The following is a 15,726-nucleotide window of genomic DNA, read 5'->3' as shown; positions in this document are numbered from 1 at the left end:
CAGGTTCAAATCCTGTCCCCGCAACCAAATGGTCCCGTGGTGTAGTGGTTAACATGCCTGCCTGTCACGCAGGAGATCGCCGGTTCGACCCCGGTCGGGACCGCCATTTTATATAAAGAAAAGAACGAAACAAGTTGTTTCGTATTTTTTTATTTGTTTTAACAAAAAACTAATAAAGACAGTCAAACTATCCTTAGGAAAACTCCTAAGGACTTTTTTATATATTTAAAACCTGTATAATAAAGAGCAGAGAACATTGTGAGTAAAGTAGGTGAAGTCTGTGAGTAAATATGAAATAACAACAAAATCTTCCGAAGAAACCCAGCGATTATCAGAAAAATTAGGGAGACTTGTAAAGGCACAAGATGTAATTATTTTAGAAGGTGATCTTGGAGCTGGCAAGACGACTTTTACAAAAGGACTAGCAAAAGGTCTTGGAGTGAAAAGAGTCGTAAATAGTCCTACCTTCAATATTATTAAAGAATATAAAGGAAGATTACCGCTATATCATATGGATGTGTATCGTTTAGCGGAAAGTGAAGAAGATTTAGGATTTGATGAGTATTTCTATGGTGAAGGGATTACAGTAGTAGAATGGGCTCATTTAATAGAAGCATATTTACCAAATGAGAAGTTACAAATTAATTTATTCCATGCTGGAGATGATACAAGAAAAATTGTACTCGAGCCAATTGGAGATCGCTATATTAGATTATGTGAGGAGCTATTACAAGATGAAAGTACTAGCAATTGATACTTCAAATTACGTAATGGGTGTATCCCTTATTGAGGAAGGGAACGTGATTGGGGAAATCATTACAAATTTAACAAAAAACCATTCTGTACGTCTTATGCCAGCTGTAGAGAAACTTTTAAAAGAATGCGGTGTAAAACCGAAAGAATTGACTAAAATTGTTGTAGCAGCTGGACCGGGATCATATACAGGTGTTCGTATAGGTGTGACAGCTGCAAAAACATTAGCTTGGTCACTTCAAATACCAATTGTAGGTGTATCAAGTTTAGAAGTGGTGGCTACAAATGGTACTAATTTTAATGGACTAATTTGTCCTTTATTTGATGGCCGACGTGGTCAAATTTACACGGGATTATATACATATGAGGGAGAGCATATAACTTCAATAGAAGAAGACCGAATTATTCTTATTGGTGACTGGTTGCAAATGTTAAAAGATAAAGGACAGCCTGTTTTATTTATTGGTAACGATGTTAAATTGCATAAAGAAACAATTGTAGAATATTTAGGTGATCAAGCTGTATTTGCTCCGTTCACTAAGAATAACCCAAGACCAAGTGAATTAGCATTTTTAGGATTACAAAAAGAAGAACAAGACGTGCATACGTTTGTTCCTAGCTATCTTCGTTTAGCTGAAGCTGAAACAAAATGGTTAGAAAGTCAAAAACAATAGGGGTCTACAGAAGATGGATATGATATTTAGAAAGATGGCACTCGATGATATTGCTCAAATTGTAGCTATTGAAGAAGCATCTTTTTCAACCCCTTGGACTGCAGATGCCTTTCACCGTGAATTAGAGGTGAATGAACATGCACATTATGTCGTGCTAGAAAAAGATGGTCTCGTAATTGGATATTGTGGATTGTGGATAATTCTTGATGAATCACATGTAACAAATATAGCTATCCTGCCAGAATACAGAGGTCAAAAGCTAGGGGATGCCTTATTGAAAGAAGTCATTTCCGAAGCGAAAGGGTTAGGAGTAAAAACAATGACCCTTGAAGTACGCGTGTCAAATGAAGTAGCAAAGCAGTTATACAGAAAATACGGATTTCAAAATGGTGGGATTCGTAAACGATACTATGCAGACAATCAGGAAGATGGTCTTGTAATGTGGGTGAATATATAATGGAAAAAAATACGATTATACTTGGTATTGAAACAAGCTGTGATGAAACAGCTGTAGCAGTTGTTAAAAATGGAACGGAAATCATTGCAAATGTCGTCGCATCACAAATTGAAAGTCATAAGCGTTTTGGCGGAGTTGTACCAGAGATTGCATCCCGTCATCATGTAGAAGAAATCACAGTTGTGTTAGAAGAAGCTTTAAAAGAAGCGAATATCACTTTTGATGATATTGATGCAATTGCTGTAACAGAAGGCCCAGGTTTAGTTGGAGCACTTTTAATAGGTGTAAATGCAGCGAAAGCTGTGGCTTTTGCTCATGATATCCCTCTAGTTGGTGTTCATCATATTGCTGGTCATATTTATGCGAACCGTTTAGTAAAAGAAGTACAATTCCCGTTACTATCGCTTGTTGTATCCGGTGGGCATACGGAGCTTGTTTATATGAAAGAACATGGTTCATTTGAAGTGATTGGTGAAACGCGAGATGATGCGGCAGGAGAAGCTTACGATAAAGTAGCTCGTACATTATCAATGCCTTATCCAGGTGGTCCTCATATTGATCGCCTTGCGCATGAAGGAAAACCAACAATTGATTTGCCTCGTGCGTGGTTAGAACCTGATTCGTATGATTTCAGCTTTAGTGGATTGAAATCAGCAGTTATCAACACTGTGCATAACGCAAAACAACGTGGTATAGAAATTGCGCCAGAAGATTTAGCAGCAAGTTTCCAAGAAAGTGTAATAGATGTACTTGTAACGAAAGCGTCTCGTGCAGCAGATGCTTATAATGTAAAACAAGTGCTTCTTGCTGGTGGAGTAGCTGCTAATAAAGGGCTTCGTGCACGTTTAGAAGTAGAATTTGCACAAAAAGAAAATATAGAGCTAATTATTCCTCCTCTATCTTTATGCACAGATAATGCAGCGATGATTGCAGCTGCAGGTACAATTGCATACGAACAAGGAAAACGCGCTACATTAGCTTTAAATGCAAATCCAGGATTAGATATTGAAGCATAGTTATACACAAAATTAACCACAGCTTGTGGATAAAAACCATATTATCTGTTGATAATATGGTTTTTTTTGTGTACATAAAATGTGTATAACTTTTTTCGTGATTGTGGATAATGTGGAAAAGTTATTTGGAAGTTTATATTATAAAGGTGGATATGTGCATAACCTTGTGGATAACGTAGATGAAGTCTGACCTTTGAAGAAATTCTTTTTTGGGAAATAAAAAACAAGGAGATGTCCAAAAAACATTTTGAAACATCCTCCTTTTATTATACAAGATGCTACTAGTGTCAATCCTTGTCGGTAAATCGATATTTCTTGTCGAATCGTTTATATAATTTCATTTACTATGGTATTGATTCCAAAACAGAAAATAAAAAGGAGGTCATCTCGTCAAAAAGCCCGACTTATGAGATATCCTCCTCTTTTAAATTCTCTTATATATGCAGTTCTTCCCATTCTGCCATACAAGCTTCAAGCTGTTCTTGCAGTGTTTGTTTTTTAGTTGTAATTTCACTAGCCTTTTCATAATCTGCATATATTTCTGGTAAGCAAAGCTGGTCTTCTAATGTAGCAATTTCTTCTTCTAAGCCTACGATATTTTGTTCCAGTTCTTCAATTTTTCGAGTACGTTGACGCTCTAACTGTTTACGTTCTTTTTCTTCGAGATAATTTAATTTTTCTTGTGCCACCACTTTTTGAACAGGTACTTCATCTTCTTGCTCTAGTTCCGCACGTTCAATCATTTCATTTTTCTTTTCAACGTAATAATCGTAATCACCTAAATATTCTTGTGCACCTTCTGTTGATAACTCAACAACGGTTGTCGTTACGCGATTAATAAAGTAGCGGTCATGAGAGACGAATAGAAGAGTACCTGGGTAATCAATTAAAGCATTTTCCAAAATCTCTTTACTATTTAAATCAAGATGGTTTGTTGGCTCATCGAGAATTAATAAATTGGATTTTTGCATCATAAGTTTTGCAAGAGCTAGTCGAGCCTTTTGTCCACCACTAAGAGAAGATACTGGTTTTAGTACATCATCCCCTGTGAATAAAAAGTTGCCTAGTATAGTGCGAATTTCTTTTTCAGGTTGCAGGGGATATTCATCCCATAGTTCATTTAAAACTCGCTTCGAAGATGTTAAGTTGGCTTGTTCTTGATCATAATAACCAACAGATACATTTGATCCGAAAGCAACGTTTCCATATAATAGCTGTAACTTATTCACAATGGATTTTAATAATGTAGATTTTCCAATTCCGTTCGGCCCAACTAAGGCAACACTGTCACCGCGAGTTAAGCGCATGTTTACATGTTCAATAATCGGTTCCTGATAATAGCCAATAGTTGCATCTTTCACTTGTAAAACATCATTTCCACTTTGTTTTTCAATATCGAAATGGAAGGAAGCTGATTTAGAATCGCCTAATGGTCTAGTTAATACTTCCATTCTGTCTAATTGTTTACGGCGACTTTGAGCACGTTTTGTCGTAGATGCGCGAGCTATATTTTTTTGCACAAAGTCTTCCAGTTTAGTAATTTCATCTTGTTGTTTTTCATAACGCTTCATCTCTTGCTCGTATAGAGCTGATTTTAAGTCTAAATATTTACTGTAGTTACCAACAAATCGTCGGCTTTCCTTATTAGAAATTTCGTATACTTGTGTAACGAGTTTATCTAAGAAATAACGGTCATGGGAAACGATTAAAATCGCGCCAGGATAGCCTTGTAAATATTGTTCAAGCCATGTTAGTGTCTCAATGTCCAAATGGTTTGTAGGTTCGTCTAAAATAAGTAAGTCTGGTCTAGTTAATAATAATTTCCCAAGAGCTAATCGAGTCTTTTGTCCACCACTTAATGTAGAAATTGTCGTCTGATGCGTTTCAACTGGGAAGCCAAGACCGCTTAAAATCGAGCGTATATCCGCTTCGTACTGATAGCCGCCTTGATCTTTATAATCTAATTGTAATTGGTCATAATCAGCTAATAATTTCTCGTATATAGCCGCATTTGAAAAGTTTTCTTCTTTTCCCATCTCTTGCTCTAGCCTTCGAAGTTTTGTCTCCATCTGCTGTAGATGTGTAAAGACGGTTAACATTTCATCCCAAATTGTTAAAGACGTTTCTAATCCGGTATTTTGAGCTAAATACCCCATTGAGACATCTTTCGGTTTTATAATTTCACCACCATCATGAGATAACTCACCAGCTATTATTTTTAATAATGTAGATTTTCCGGCTCCATTTCGTCCGACTAATGCGATACGATCTTTTGTTTGTACTTCCAATTTTATGTTTGCAATAATCGTTTCTGCACCGTATAATTTCGAAAGCCCATTCACTTGTAATAATATCAATGTTTTCACCTCAAATAATTTCTTAACTTTGCCATGTTTATATTTCTCAATCATACTAAAAATAGTGTATAGTTTAAAATAAAGAGAGAATACTTCTTCTCTTTATTATACAAGGAAATTCATGAGTACTAAACTGCTGTATTTGATTCAAGTATATGAATAAAGATAGGAAGAGAGGAGAGGTTATATGGATCAACAAAAAATTCCACAGGCCACTGCCAAACGATTGCCTCTATACTATCGATTTATCCAAAACTTATCTCTTTCTGGTAAGCAACGTGTTTCATCAGCCGAATTGAGTGAAGCGGTAAAGGTTGATTCCGCAACTATTCGAAGAGATTTTTCATATTTTGGAGCGTTAGGGAAAAAAGGATATGGATATAACGTAAATTATTTATTATCATTTTTCCGTGAAACACTCGACCAAGATGATATAACACGTGTAGCACTTATTGGAGTAGGTAATTTAGGGACCGCTTTCTTACATTATAATTTCACGAAAAACAATAATACAAAAATTGAAATGGCGTTTGATGTTAGTGAAGAGAAAGTTGGAACAGAAATCGGAGGAATTCCTGTATATCATTTGGATGAATTAGAAGAACGTTTATCAACTGATATACAAGTGGCAATATTAACGGTACCCGCTACAGTAGCGCAAGCTGTGGCAGATAGATTGGCAGAAACGAATGTGCATGGTATTTTAAATTTCACGCCAGCACGATTAAATGTGTCAGAGAATATAAGAATTCATCATATTGATTTAGCTGTAGAGTTACAAACACTTGTTTACTTTTTGAAGAATTATCCACAATAAAACGCAGAGGAGACGACCTCTGCGTTTTATTATTGTTTTTTCTTTGTGAATTTGACTAAGATAAGGCGAAGTGCCAAATTAAAATCAATTGTTGCCATAACTGCAAATAGTATTGTCCACACATTCCAAATTGTATCTGTCACGTTCGTAATGGCGAATCGTGTAAAGATACATCCTAGAAGGAAGTATAGTGCAGCCATGAACAATGGTGAGTTTCTCATACAAAAAATCCTCCGATAAAGCCTTGCATTTTCTCGGCTTCTTTAATCATTTCTTGAATTTGCTCATTGCTTACTACAATTTGAGCGACTGCAACGAATGTATTCATCGCAACATGAGCTGCAATTGGAACGATAATACGTTTCGTTTTTACATATAAAAAGGCGAATACGAGCCCCATAGCAGTGTATACCAACAAGTGAGTAAAATCAAAATGAATCGCTGCAAATACAAGGGAACTAATGATAGCGGCAATAAAGAAGTTAAACTTCTTATAAAGTGTACCAAATAAAATTTTTCTAAATACGATTTCTTCTAAGATAGGTCCAATTATAGATACAACAATAAGGAACCAAGGTGTTGTTCTTGCGATGTCCATAAGCCTTGCTGTATTTTCAGATCCAGGTTTAATACCTAGTAAATACATTTCAATCATACCAGCGATACTTTGTGAGAAAAATGCTAAGAAGAACCCGATAAAAATCCATCCAATTGTAGCTGGAACAGTAGAGCGCATTTTATCTAAATGCCTGTCACGAATATCTGTTCTAAGTAACCAAAGTACAATGCATAATGCAATAAAGAAGCTAATGATTGCCCAATGGCCAGTTATAAGCTGAATTTTTTCCTCTCTAGTAAATCCCCTATTATCATATAGTCCAGTTTTCAGGAGAAGCGGTAACCCGGCAATGCCTGATAACTGCATTAAAATGTATGTAACGATAATCCACCAATATTGTTTTTTCAAATGGTTTAACCATCCTTTCTAACGCTAGTGTATGAGATAAGGTAGGATAACATGTAAATATGCTACCTACGATATAAACTTTCATTTGAATTATATTTTTTTTGTAAATAAGTATTTGAAAATAAAATAGGAGACAGGAAAAAGTTGTACGTTTAGCGAAAACAACTTAGGGTGTCTTTCATATTGTAACATACAAGAAGTGGGAGCAACGATTCATATAGTAAAGGTAGTAGAAGAAGTAATGCTATATAGGAAAGTGCATAAAGTAATTTGCGAAAAAATTATGATTTTTTTACTTGCAAAAGAAATTGAGATTATTTATTATTAGAAGTGTGTTAGCACTCGTGTGACTTGAGTGCTAATAAATAAAATTTACATAACAAAATGAGGAGGTTATTGTTCATGCTAAAGCCATTAGGTGATCGCGTTGTAATTGAACTTGTTCAAGCAGAAGAAAAAACAGCAAGTGGTATTGTATTACCAGACACTGCAAAAGAAAAACCACAAGAGGGTAAAGTTATTGCAGTAGGTACTGGCCGAGTGCTTGAAAATGGTGAGCGTGTTGCTTTAGAGGTAGCAGCAGGTGATCTTATCATCTTCTCAAAATATGCAGGTACTGAAGTGAAATACGAAGGTACAGACTACTTGATTTTACGTGAAAGTGACATTTTAGCAGTTATCGGTTAATTATATACATTTTAAAAATTCAAGGGGGTCAAATATTATGGCGAAAGATATTAAATTTAGTGAAGAAGCACGTCGTTCGATGCTTCGCGGTGTCGACACTCTTGCAAACGCAGTAAAAGTAACGCTTGGACCAAAAGGTCGTAACGTTGTACTTGAGAAAAAATTCGGTTCACCACTTATTACAAATGACGGTGTAACAATCGCAAAAGAAATCGAATTAGAAGATGCATTCGAAAACATGGGTGCGAAATTAGTAGCAGAAGTTGCTAGCAAAACAAACGATGTTGCTGGTGACGGAACGACAACTGCAACTGTATTAGCTCAAGCTATGATTCGTGAAGGTTTAAAAAACGTAACAGCTGGTGCAAACCCAATGGGTCTTCGTAAAGGTATCGAAAAAGCTGTTACTGCTGCAATTGCAGAATTAAAAGCGATTTCTAAACCAATCGAAGGTAAATCTTCTATCGCGCAAGTAGCTGCTATTTCTGCAGCTGACGAAGAAGTAGGTCAATTAATCGCTGAAGCAATGGAGCGCGTTGGTAACGACGGCGTTATTACTTTAGAAGAATCTAAAGGATTCACAACAGAATTAGACGTAGTAGAAGGTATGCAATTTGATCGTGGATATGCATCTCCTTACATGATTACTGATTCTGACAAAATGGAAGCAGTTCTTGATAACCCATACATCTTAATTACTGATAAGAAGATTTCTAACATCCAAGAAATCTTACCAGTATTAGAGCAAGTGGTACAACAAGGTAAACCACTTCTTATCATTGCTGAAGATGTAGAAGGCGAAGCGTTAGCTACATTAGTAGTGAACAAACTTCGTGGTACATTCAATGTAGTAGCTGTTAAAGCTCCTGGATTTGGTGACCGTCGTAAAGCAATGCTAGAAGATATCGCAATCTTAACTGGTGGCGAAGTAATCACTGAAGAATTAGGACGTGACTTAAAATCTGCTACAATTGAATCTTTAGGACGTGCTGGTAAAATTGTTGTAACGAAAGAAAATACAACTGTAGTTGAAGGTATTGGAAATTCACAACAAATCGAAGCTCGCATCGGTCAAATCCGCGCGCAATTAGAAGAAACAACTTCTGAATTCGATCGTGAAAAATTACAAGAACGTCTTGCAAAACTTGCGGGCGGTGTAGCAGTAATTAAAGTAGGTGCAGCAACTGAAACTGAGTTAAAAGAGCGCAAACTTCGCATTGAAGATGCACTTAACTCAACTCGTGCAGCAGTAGAAGAAGGTATCGTTGCAGGTGGTGGTACTTCACTTATGAACGTATACACAAAAGTAGCTTCTATCGTAGCTGAAGGCGACGAAGCAACAGGTATCAACATCGTACTTCGTGCACTAGAAGAGCCAGTTCGTCAAATCGCAATCAACGCTGGTCTAGAAGGATCTGTAGTTGTAGAGCGTCTAAAAGGCGAAAAAGTAGGCGTTGGTTTCAACGCAGCTACTGGCGAGTGGGTTAACATGCTTGAAACTGGTATCGTAGATCCAGCAAAAGTAACTCGCTCTGCACTTCAAAACGCAGCATCTGTTGCAGCTATGTTCTTAACAACTGAAGCTGTAGTTGCTGACAAGCCAGAACCAAATGCACCAGCAATGCCTGACATGGGCGGCATGGGCATGGGCGGTATGGGCGGAATGATGTAATTCCGTTTGCTCGAAAAACATCCACTTCTATATAGAAGTGGATGTTTTTTTGTGTTTTTGAGCGCAGGAAATTAATTTCTGTAGAATTTTGTCGCTTTCTCTCTTGACCATACTGATACTTCATTGTTAGAATCTAGGAAGATAATATAAAACGATCCTTCATATATCCTCAATGATATGGTTTGAGAGTCTCTACCGGGTTACCGTAAACAACCTGACTATGAAGGCAGTGTGTCTTATATTTATAAAGAGCGGAAGACTATCTTTCTTTATAAAGCCAGACCCCTGCCTTTTCTTTGTCATGAGACTAGAGGCGGAGGACTGGCTTTTTTTATTATATTGGTAATGCTTTTTGCTAAATTGGTGAAAATATTTATATACGAGAACTAACGTTGGGGTGATTATTTTGAAGAAGCAGCATGATACAATTATCGTTTTAGATTTTGGAAGTCAGTACAATCAGTTAATAGCACGTCGAATTCGTGAGTTCGGTGTATACAGTGAACTTCATCCACATACAATTACTGCAGAAGAAATTAAAGCAATGAATCCAAAAGGGATTATTTTCTCTGGTGGACCAAATAGTGTATACGGTGAAGGTGCATTACATTGTGATGAAAAAATCTTTGAACTAGGATTACCGATTTTCGGTATTTGTTACGGTATGCAGCTTATGACGCAACACTTCGGTGGTAAAGTAGAACGTGCCAACCACCGTGAGTATGGAAAAGCTGTTCTTAAAGTAGAGAACGAATCAAAATTATATGCGAACCTTCCAGAAGAGCAAGTTGTATGGATGAGCCATGGTGACTTAGTAACTGGTTTACCAGAAGGATTCGTAGTAGACGCTACAAGTGAATCTTGTCCAATTGCTGGTATGAGCAATGAAGCGGAAAATTTATACGGTGTACAATTCCACCCAGAAGTACGTCACTCTGAGCACGGTAACGATTTAATTAAAAACTTCGTATTCGGCGTATGTGGTTGTTCTGAAGGATGGAACATGGAGAACTTTATCGAAGTAGAATTAGAGAAGATTCGTGAAACTGTTGGAGACAAAAAAGTATTATGCGCACTTAGCGGCGGTGTAGACTCTTCCGTTGTAGCAGTATTAATTCATAAGGCGATTGGTGACCAATTAACATGTATTTTCGTGGACCACGGTTTACTTCGTAAAGATGAAGCAGAAGGTGTTATGAAAACATTTAGCGAAGGCTTCCATATGAACGTTATTAAAGTGGATGCACAAGAGCGCTTCATGAACAAGTTAAAAGGTGTAGAAGATCCAGAGCAAAAACGTAAAATCATCGGTAATGAATTCATTTACGTATTTGATGATGAAGCTTCTAAATTACAAGGAATGGACTTCCTAGCGCAGGGTACACTTTACACGGACATCGTTGAAAGTGGTACAGCAACTGCACAAACAATTAAATCTCACCATAACGTTGGTGGACTTCCTGAAGACATGCAGTTCAAATTAATTGAGCCTTTAAACACTTTATTTAAAGATGAAGTACGTGTATTAGGATCAGAATTAGGAATTCCTGATGAAATCGTATGGCGTCAACCGTTCCCAGGTCCAGGACTTGGTATTCGCGTATTAGGTGAAATCACAGAAGAGAAATTAGAAATCGTTCGTGAATCTGATGCGATTTTACGTGAAGAAATTATAAAAGCAGGATTAGACCGTGAAGTTTGGCAATACTTCACTGCGCTTCCTGGTATGCGTAGTGTAGGTGTTATGGGTGACGAGCGTACTTACGATTACACAGTAGGTATTCGTGCAGTAACATCTATCGACGGTATGACAGCTGACTGGGCACGTATCCCTTGGGACGTATTAGAGAAAATCTCTGTACGTATCGTAAACGAAGTAAAACACGTTAACCGTATCGTGTATGATATAACGAGTAAGCCACCAGCAACTATTGAGTGGGAATAGTATTATAATGAAAGATCCATCTATCATTTTATGTATAGATGGATCTTTTTGTTTTTTTGGTGATTACACGAACGAAAATATAAAAATATATAAAAATGTTCGTTTTTAAATTGACAAACCCACCTTATCGAGTTAATATGAGTATGTAATTGATACGAAAAATGAATATTATAGCCGTCGTATAATATCGGGGATATGGCCCGAAAGTTTCTACCTAGCTACCGTAAATGGCTTGACTACGAGGCGTTTTGATAAAGATGAGGGGAAACTTGTCTTTGTTTATAGAACGCTTCCATGTATATGCAATGGAAGCCTTTTTTATTTTTATAGATAAAAGAGGGCTAGGGAGGATTACGGCGAGTAATCATATAACGGGGGAAACGTAGGATGAAACGCTATTTTCAGTTTGATGAACTCGGCACAAATTATAAAACAGAGTTCATAGCAGGTTTAACGACATTTCTATCTATGGCTTACGTACTATTTGTCAATCCTGCTACGCTGTCACTTGGAAATGTTAAAGGATTACCGGCAGGTACAGGAATGGATCCAGGTGCAGTATTCGTTGCTACAGCATTAGCAGCGGCGATTGGTTCGTTAATTATGGGGATATTTGCGAAGTATCCGATTGCTTTAGCGCCAGGTATGGGAATAAACGCGTTCTTTGCTTATACAGCAGTGTTAACGATGGGAATTCCGTGGCAAACAGCAATTGCTGGAACATTAATGTCAGGTATTATCTTTATTATTCTTACTGCTTCAGGTATTCGTGAAAAAATCATTAATGCAATTCCATCGGAGTTAAAGTTTGCAGTAGCAGCAGGTATCGGATTATTCATTGCCTTTCTTGGATTCCAAAATGCCGGAATTATCGTAAAGAATGATGCTGTTCTTGTTGGGTTGGGGGACTTAACGAAGGGCACAACGTTACTAGCGATCTTCGGAGTTGTTACTACAATCATCTTTATGATTAAGAAAGTCAATGGTGCAGTATTCTACGGTATGATTCTTACAGCGATCTTAGGAGTGGCGACAGGATTAATTGATACTCCGAAAGCTGTAGTGGGAGCAATACCGAGCCTAGAACCAACGTTCGGTATGGCGTTAACTCACTTTGGAGACATTTTCACTGTTCAAATGGGTATTGTTATTATAACGTTCTTCTTTATCGATTTCTTTGATACAGCAGGTACGCTTGTGGCGGTTGCGAATCAAGCTGGATTAATGAAGAATAATAAATTACCACGTGCAGGAAAAGCGTTATTTGCAGATGCGATTGCAACTGTAATTGGTGCGATCTTAGGTACATCAACAACAACGTCTTACATCGAATCGTCTGCAGGGGTAGCAGCGGGTGGACGTTCTGGATTTACAGCAGTTGTAACAGCGGGATTCTTCTTACTGGCACTTTTCTTCTCGCCATTACTAAGTGTTGTGACACCGGCTGTAACAGCACCAGCTTTAATTATTGTAGGAATCTTAATGGTTTCGTCTTTAGGAGAAATTGATTGGAAGAAATTCGAGATTGCGGTACCAGCGTTCTTCACAATCATTTCGATGCCACTTACGTATAGTATCGCAACAGGAATTGCGATTGGATTTATCTTCTATCCAATTACAATGGTTGTGAGTGGTCGCCGTAAAGAGGTTCATCCAATTATGTATGTTATGGGAGTTTTATTCGTACTATATTTCATCTACGTTCGTAAATAAAGGGGTTTTTTGAAAGGTCTAGACTTAAGGGGAGTCTAGACCTTTTTTTGCGTCTTCAGAAAATCTTAAGGATTTCCGAGCGTTTTTCTTCAGAAGTTTTCCTATAATAGAAGTTAGGGATTAAAAAACTGATGGGGGAGATATTGTGGCAAGAGAAACAATACTTGTTGTAGATGATGAAAAAGAAATTAGGAATCTTATTACAATCTATTTAAAGAACGAAGGATATAAAGTACTGCAAGCAGGGGACGGAGAAGAAGGGTTACGTATATTAGAAGAAAATGAAGTGCACTTAGTTGTATTAGATATTATGATGCCAAAAGTAGATGGTATTCATATGTGTATGAAAGTAAGGGAAGCGAAGGAAATGCCGATTATTATGCTTTCGGCAAAAACGCAAGATATGGATAAAATTTTAGGATTAACAACAGGTGCAGATGATTATGTAACGAAACCGTTCAATCCATTAGAGTTAATCGCAAGAATAAAATCACAGCTACGTCGTTATATGAAAATGAATGGCTTCGCTATTCAAAATGAGGACGAGTTAGAAATTGGAGAGATGAAAATAAACATTTCGACCCATAGAGTCATTGTAGAGGGAGAAGAAGTGAAACTAACTCCGAGGGAATTTTCAATTTTAGAATTGCTAGCTCGTAATCCAGATATGGTCTTTAGCGCTGAGCAAATTTATGAAAAGGTTTGGAACGAAAGATCTTTCCAGTCTGATAACACTGTAATGGTACATATTCGAAAAGTACGTGAAAAGATTGAGGAGAATCCAAGGAAGCCGAGATATATAAAAACAGTATGGGGAGTGGGGTATAAGATTGAAAAAGATATTTAATCCATTTACTTATATTAGGGAAGCTAGAAGGTTAGTTGGGAAACTAGTGAAGAGCGTTAAGCGGAGTATAAGAATTCAACTGATTACTACTTTTGCAGCTTGTGCGTTATTAGGAGTTTTATCATCGAAAGCAGCAACACCATTTTTTGAGAATGCGAATCGTGAAGCGACTATCGATTATCGGGCAGGTATGGAGCAAATTAACCAACAAGCTCAAAGTGCTGCAAATAGCTCGGTTCATGAAAATAAATTAGAAGCTATATCAAATATGATCGAAATGGAGAACCAAATTTTAGAACAAGGATCTAGAGGTTTGAAAATATTGGTTACTGACGAAAGTGGTAAAGTTTTATATAAAACGAAGCAAGCACAAGAAGAGCAAATAGATTTGCATAATACGATTCGTAATGCAGCATCATTTGCGATTAATTATGTAAATGGTAGAAATGAATTTGAAAGTACGAGAAAAGAATTTATAGCTTTTGCACCTATCACTATTGAGGGAAAGAATTTGTACATGTTTGTTAGTGGGATTCCGGAGGGAGAAGTAATATATGATACACAAGAAGGACCGTTTCCATTTCTAATAGGTGTACTCGTATTCATTTTCTCTTTCTTCTATATAACAAAGAGAAAGATGAAGCAGATCGAAGCGATGGCAGAAGGTGTGAAAGAAATAGAAAAAGGAAACTTGGCTTATCGTATTGAGAAGAAAGGTGAAGATGAAATCGCTGCTCTAACTGAGAATATTAACAATATGGCAGAGGAGCTTATGAACAATATAGAAAAAGAGCGTACATTAGAAAAGCAGAAAAACGAGCTTATTACAAATGTATCTCATGATTTACGTACACCACTTACTTCTATTATGGGATACTTACGATTACTTAGAGACTCTAAATATGAAAATAAAGAGCAATATGATGAGTATACTAGAATCGCTTTTGCAAAGTCAGAGCAGTTAAAGAATTTAATAGAAGACTTATTTGAGTATACGAAGTTAACTAATGAACAAGTTGTATTAGAAAAACAAGAAGTATGTGTAAATGAGTTACTTGATCAATTAATAGAAGAGTTAGTACCACAAGCGGAAGAGCATGGACTTATGTTTGTTAAGAAGTTTCCTGAGGAACGTGCATACGCAATGATTGATTCGGAAAAGATGGTCCGTGTATTCGACAACTTACTAATGAATGCGATTAAGTATAGTAAAGATGACGGAGAGATAAAGGTTTCTCTGCAAAGACAGCGCAGGGATATACAAATTGTTATTGCAAATCATAGTGAAGGGTTTACGAGAGAAGAGTTAGGGAACTTGTTTGAACGGTTTTATAAGAAAGATCAATCTAGAAGTAGAGTAACAGAAGGTTCGGGGCTCGGATTAGCTATTGCGAAAAGTATTGTTGAGTTGCAAGGTGGTAGTATTCGAGCTGAGTATGAGGACGGGATCGTTCAGTTCATCGTTTCATTACCAATTATAGAAAAATAATAAATGAATAGAATGTTATAGGATAAAAAGGCTTATTTTAAAAGGAATGAGTCTTTTTATATTTTTTTAGAAAAACATATTGACGATTAGAGTTTAGGGGTGTAATATAGGACAAGTCGCCGATAGCAACAACGCAGAAAGCGACAAAAGAAATAAAAAAACTTGGTTGACATTGAAATATGAAAATGTTAACATAAGGGAGTCGCAAATGAGCGGCAGATAAGTTCTTTGAAAACTGAACGAAACAAACAACGTGAACGTCAATTTTTATTTTTAGATGCTAGACAAACTAACTTTATTGGAGAGTTTGATCCTGGCTCAGGATGAACGCT

At 36.9% G+C, this 15,726-nt stretch carries 14 protein-coding genes, 1 tRNA gene and 2 riboswitches; of the genes, 12 read left to right on the top strand and 3 right to left on the bottom strand.

All coding sequences use genetic code 11. The features are described 5' to 3' along the window. Positions 1 to 30 precede the first annotated feature (30 nt). The 5 genes from MR071_RS24145 to tsaD all read left to right on the top strand — a co-directional run bounded on the left by MR071_RS24145 (position 31) and on the right by tsaD (position 2,900). Positions 31 to 106: transfer RNA gene (locus MR071_RS24145), tRNA-Asp, on the top strand. Between the two features lie 174 nt (positions 107 to 280). Continuing rightward, positions 281 to 754, top strand: a complete 474-nt coding sequence (gene tsaE / locus MR071_RS24140) for a tRNA (adenosine(37)-N6)-threonylcarbamoyltransferase complex ATPase subunit type 1 TsaE (RefSeq protein ID WP_105588129.1) — start codon at positions 281 to 283, stop codon at positions 752 to 754. Continuing rightward, on the top strand, positions 735 to 1,427 hold the full coding sequence (gene tsaB / locus MR071_RS24135; protein WP_242238166.1) for a tRNA (adenosine(37)-N6)-threonylcarbamoyltransferase complex dimerization subunit type 1 TsaB: 693 nt from the start codon (positions 735 to 737) through the stop codon (positions 1,425 to 1,427). Before tsaE ends, tsaB begins: the two co-directional genes overlap by 20 nt. Positions 1,428 to 1,440: 13 nt before the next feature. Further along, positions 1,441 to 1,884, top strand: coding sequence for a ribosomal protein S18-alanine N-acetyltransferase (gene rimI / locus MR071_RS24130; protein ID WP_070140619.1), 444 nt, complete (start codon positions 1,441 to 1,443; stop codon positions 1,882 to 1,884). Next, entirely contained in the window at positions 1,884 to 2,900 is a 1,017-nt protein-coding gene (gene tsaD, locus MR071_RS24125; RefSeq protein WP_105588127.1) for a tRNA (adenosine(37)-N6)-threonylcarbamoyltransferase complex transferase subunit TsaD, read from the top strand. The genes rimI and tsaD overlap by 1 nt, the downstream gene beginning before the upstream one ends. A gap of 434 nt (positions 2,901 to 3,334) precedes the next feature. Here the strand turns inward: tsaD and MR071_RS24120 are convergent, their stop codons facing one another. Further along, the gene (locus MR071_RS24120) at positions 3,335 to 5,257 is read right to left on the bottom strand and encodes an ABC-F family ATP-binding cassette domain-containing protein (RefSeq protein WP_105588126.1); all 1,923 of its coding nucleotides are present in this window, start codon (positions 5,255 to 5,257) and stop codon (positions 3,335 to 3,337) included. Positions 5,258 to 5,444: 187 nt separating this feature from the next. Between MR071_RS24120 and MR071_RS24115 the strand changes: the two genes are divergently transcribed. After that, positions 5,445 to 6,074, top strand: a complete 630-nt coding sequence (locus MR071_RS24115) for a redox-sensing transcriptional repressor Rex (RefSeq protein WP_002174584.1) — start codon at positions 5,445 to 5,447, stop codon at positions 6,072 to 6,074. 29 nt (positions 6,075 to 6,103) lie between these two features. Here MR071_RS24115 and MR071_RS24110 read toward each other — a convergent pair whose 3' ends face one another. After that, the gene (locus tag MR071_RS24110) at positions 6,104 to 6,295 is read right to left on the bottom strand and encodes a YdiK family protein (RefSeq protein WP_001246204.1); all 192 of its coding nucleotides are present in this window, start codon (positions 6,293 to 6,295) and stop codon (positions 6,104 to 6,106) included. After that, entirely contained in the window at positions 6,292 to 7,041 is a 750-nt protein-coding gene (locus MR071_RS24105) for a CPBP family intramembrane glutamic endopeptidase (RefSeq protein WP_105588125.1), read from the bottom strand. Before MR071_RS24105 ends, MR071_RS24110 begins: the two co-directional genes overlap by 4 nt. Before the next feature lie 402 nt (positions 7,042 to 7,443). Between MR071_RS24105 and groES the strand changes: the two genes are divergently transcribed. The 6 genes from groES (at position 7,444) to MR071_RS24075 (ending at position 15,394) form a co-directional block, all read left to right on the top strand. Beyond that, positions 7,444 to 7,728 (top strand): co-chaperone GroES, encoded by a 285-nt coding sequence (groES, locus tag MR071_RS24100; protein ID WP_000917306.1) that lies wholly within the window; start codon positions 7,444 to 7,446, stop codon positions 7,726 to 7,728. 37 nt (positions 7,729 to 7,765) lie between these two features. After that, complete coding sequence (gene groL, locus MR071_RS24095) at positions 7,766 to 9,400, top strand: chaperonin GroEL (RefSeq protein ID WP_242238165.1); 1,635 nt, start codon at positions 7,766 to 7,768, stop codon at positions 9,398 to 9,400. Positions 9,401 to 9,539: 139 nt separating this feature from the next. Further along, positions 9,540 to 9,641: riboswitch (purine riboswitch) on the top strand. 165 nt (positions 9,642 to 9,806) lie between these two features. After that, a complete protein-coding gene (guaA, locus tag MR071_RS24090) occupies positions 9,807 to 11,345 on the top strand; it encodes a glutamine-hydrolyzing GMP synthase (RefSeq protein WP_122974556.1) in 1,539 nt (512 codons plus the stop codon). A gap of 157 nt (positions 11,346 to 11,502) precedes the next feature. Beyond that, a riboswitch (purine riboswitch) is annotated at positions 11,503 to 11,604 on the top strand. Positions 11,605 to 11,732: 128 nt separating this feature from the next. Next, positions 11,733 to 13,058, top strand: coding sequence for an NCS2 family permease (locus tag MR071_RS24085; RefSeq protein WP_105588123.1), 1,326 nt, complete (start codon positions 11,733 to 11,735; stop codon positions 13,056 to 13,058). Positions 13,059 to 13,203: 145 nt separating this feature from the next. Beyond that, on the top strand, positions 13,204 to 13,905 hold the full coding sequence (locus MR071_RS24080; protein WP_105588122.1) for a response regulator transcription factor: 702 nt from the start codon (positions 13,204 to 13,206) through the stop codon (positions 13,903 to 13,905). Continuing rightward, positions 13,889 to 15,394, top strand: coding sequence for a sensor histidine kinase (locus MR071_RS24075; RefSeq protein WP_242238164.1), 1,506 nt, complete (start codon positions 13,889 to 13,891; stop codon positions 15,392 to 15,394). The genes MR071_RS24080 and MR071_RS24075 overlap by 17 nt, the downstream gene beginning before the upstream one ends. Positions 15,395 to 15,726 lie beyond the last annotated feature (332 nt).

The organism is Bacillus cereus group sp. BfR-BA-01316 (assembly GCF_022664195.1).
Classification (GTDB): domain Bacteria; phylum Bacillota; class Bacilli; order Bacillales; family Bacillaceae_G; genus Bacillus_A.
Note: the sequence above shows the minus strand (reverse complement) of the source record. Positions and strands in the feature narration are given on the sequence as shown.

What these genes read in the sequence shown, in the direction of transcription:
- tsaB (WP_242238166.1), top strand. Translation starts at nt 735, where the DNA reads ATGAAAGTACTAGCAATTGATACTTCAAATTACGTAATGGGTGTATCC.
- rimI (WP_070140619.1), top strand. Translation starts at nt 1,441, where the DNA reads ATGGATATGATATTTAGAAAGATGGCACTCGATGATATTGCTCAAATT.
- tsaD (WP_105588127.1), top strand. Translation starts at nt 1,884, where the DNA reads ATGGAAAAAAATACGATTATACTTGGTATTGAAACAAGCTGTGATGAA.
- MR071_RS24115 (WP_002174584.1), top strand. Translation starts at nt 5,445, where the DNA reads ATGGATCAACAAAAAATTCCACAGGCCACTGCCAAACGATTGCCTCTA.
- MR071_RS24110 (WP_001246204.1), bottom strand. Translation starts at nt 6,295, where the DNA reads ATGAGAAACTCACCATTGTTCATGGCTGCACTATACTTCCTTCTAGGA.
- groES (WP_000917306.1), top strand. Translation starts at nt 7,444, where the DNA reads ATGCTAAAGCCATTAGGTGATCGCGTTGTAATTGAACTTGTTCAAGCA.
- groL (WP_242238165.1), top strand. Translation starts at nt 7,766, where the DNA reads ATGGCGAAAGATATTAAATTTAGTGAAGAAGCACGTCGTTCGATGCTT.
- MR071_RS24085 (WP_105588123.1), top strand. Translation starts at nt 11,733, where the DNA reads ATGAAACGCTATTTTCAGTTTGATGAACTCGGCACAAATTATAAAACA.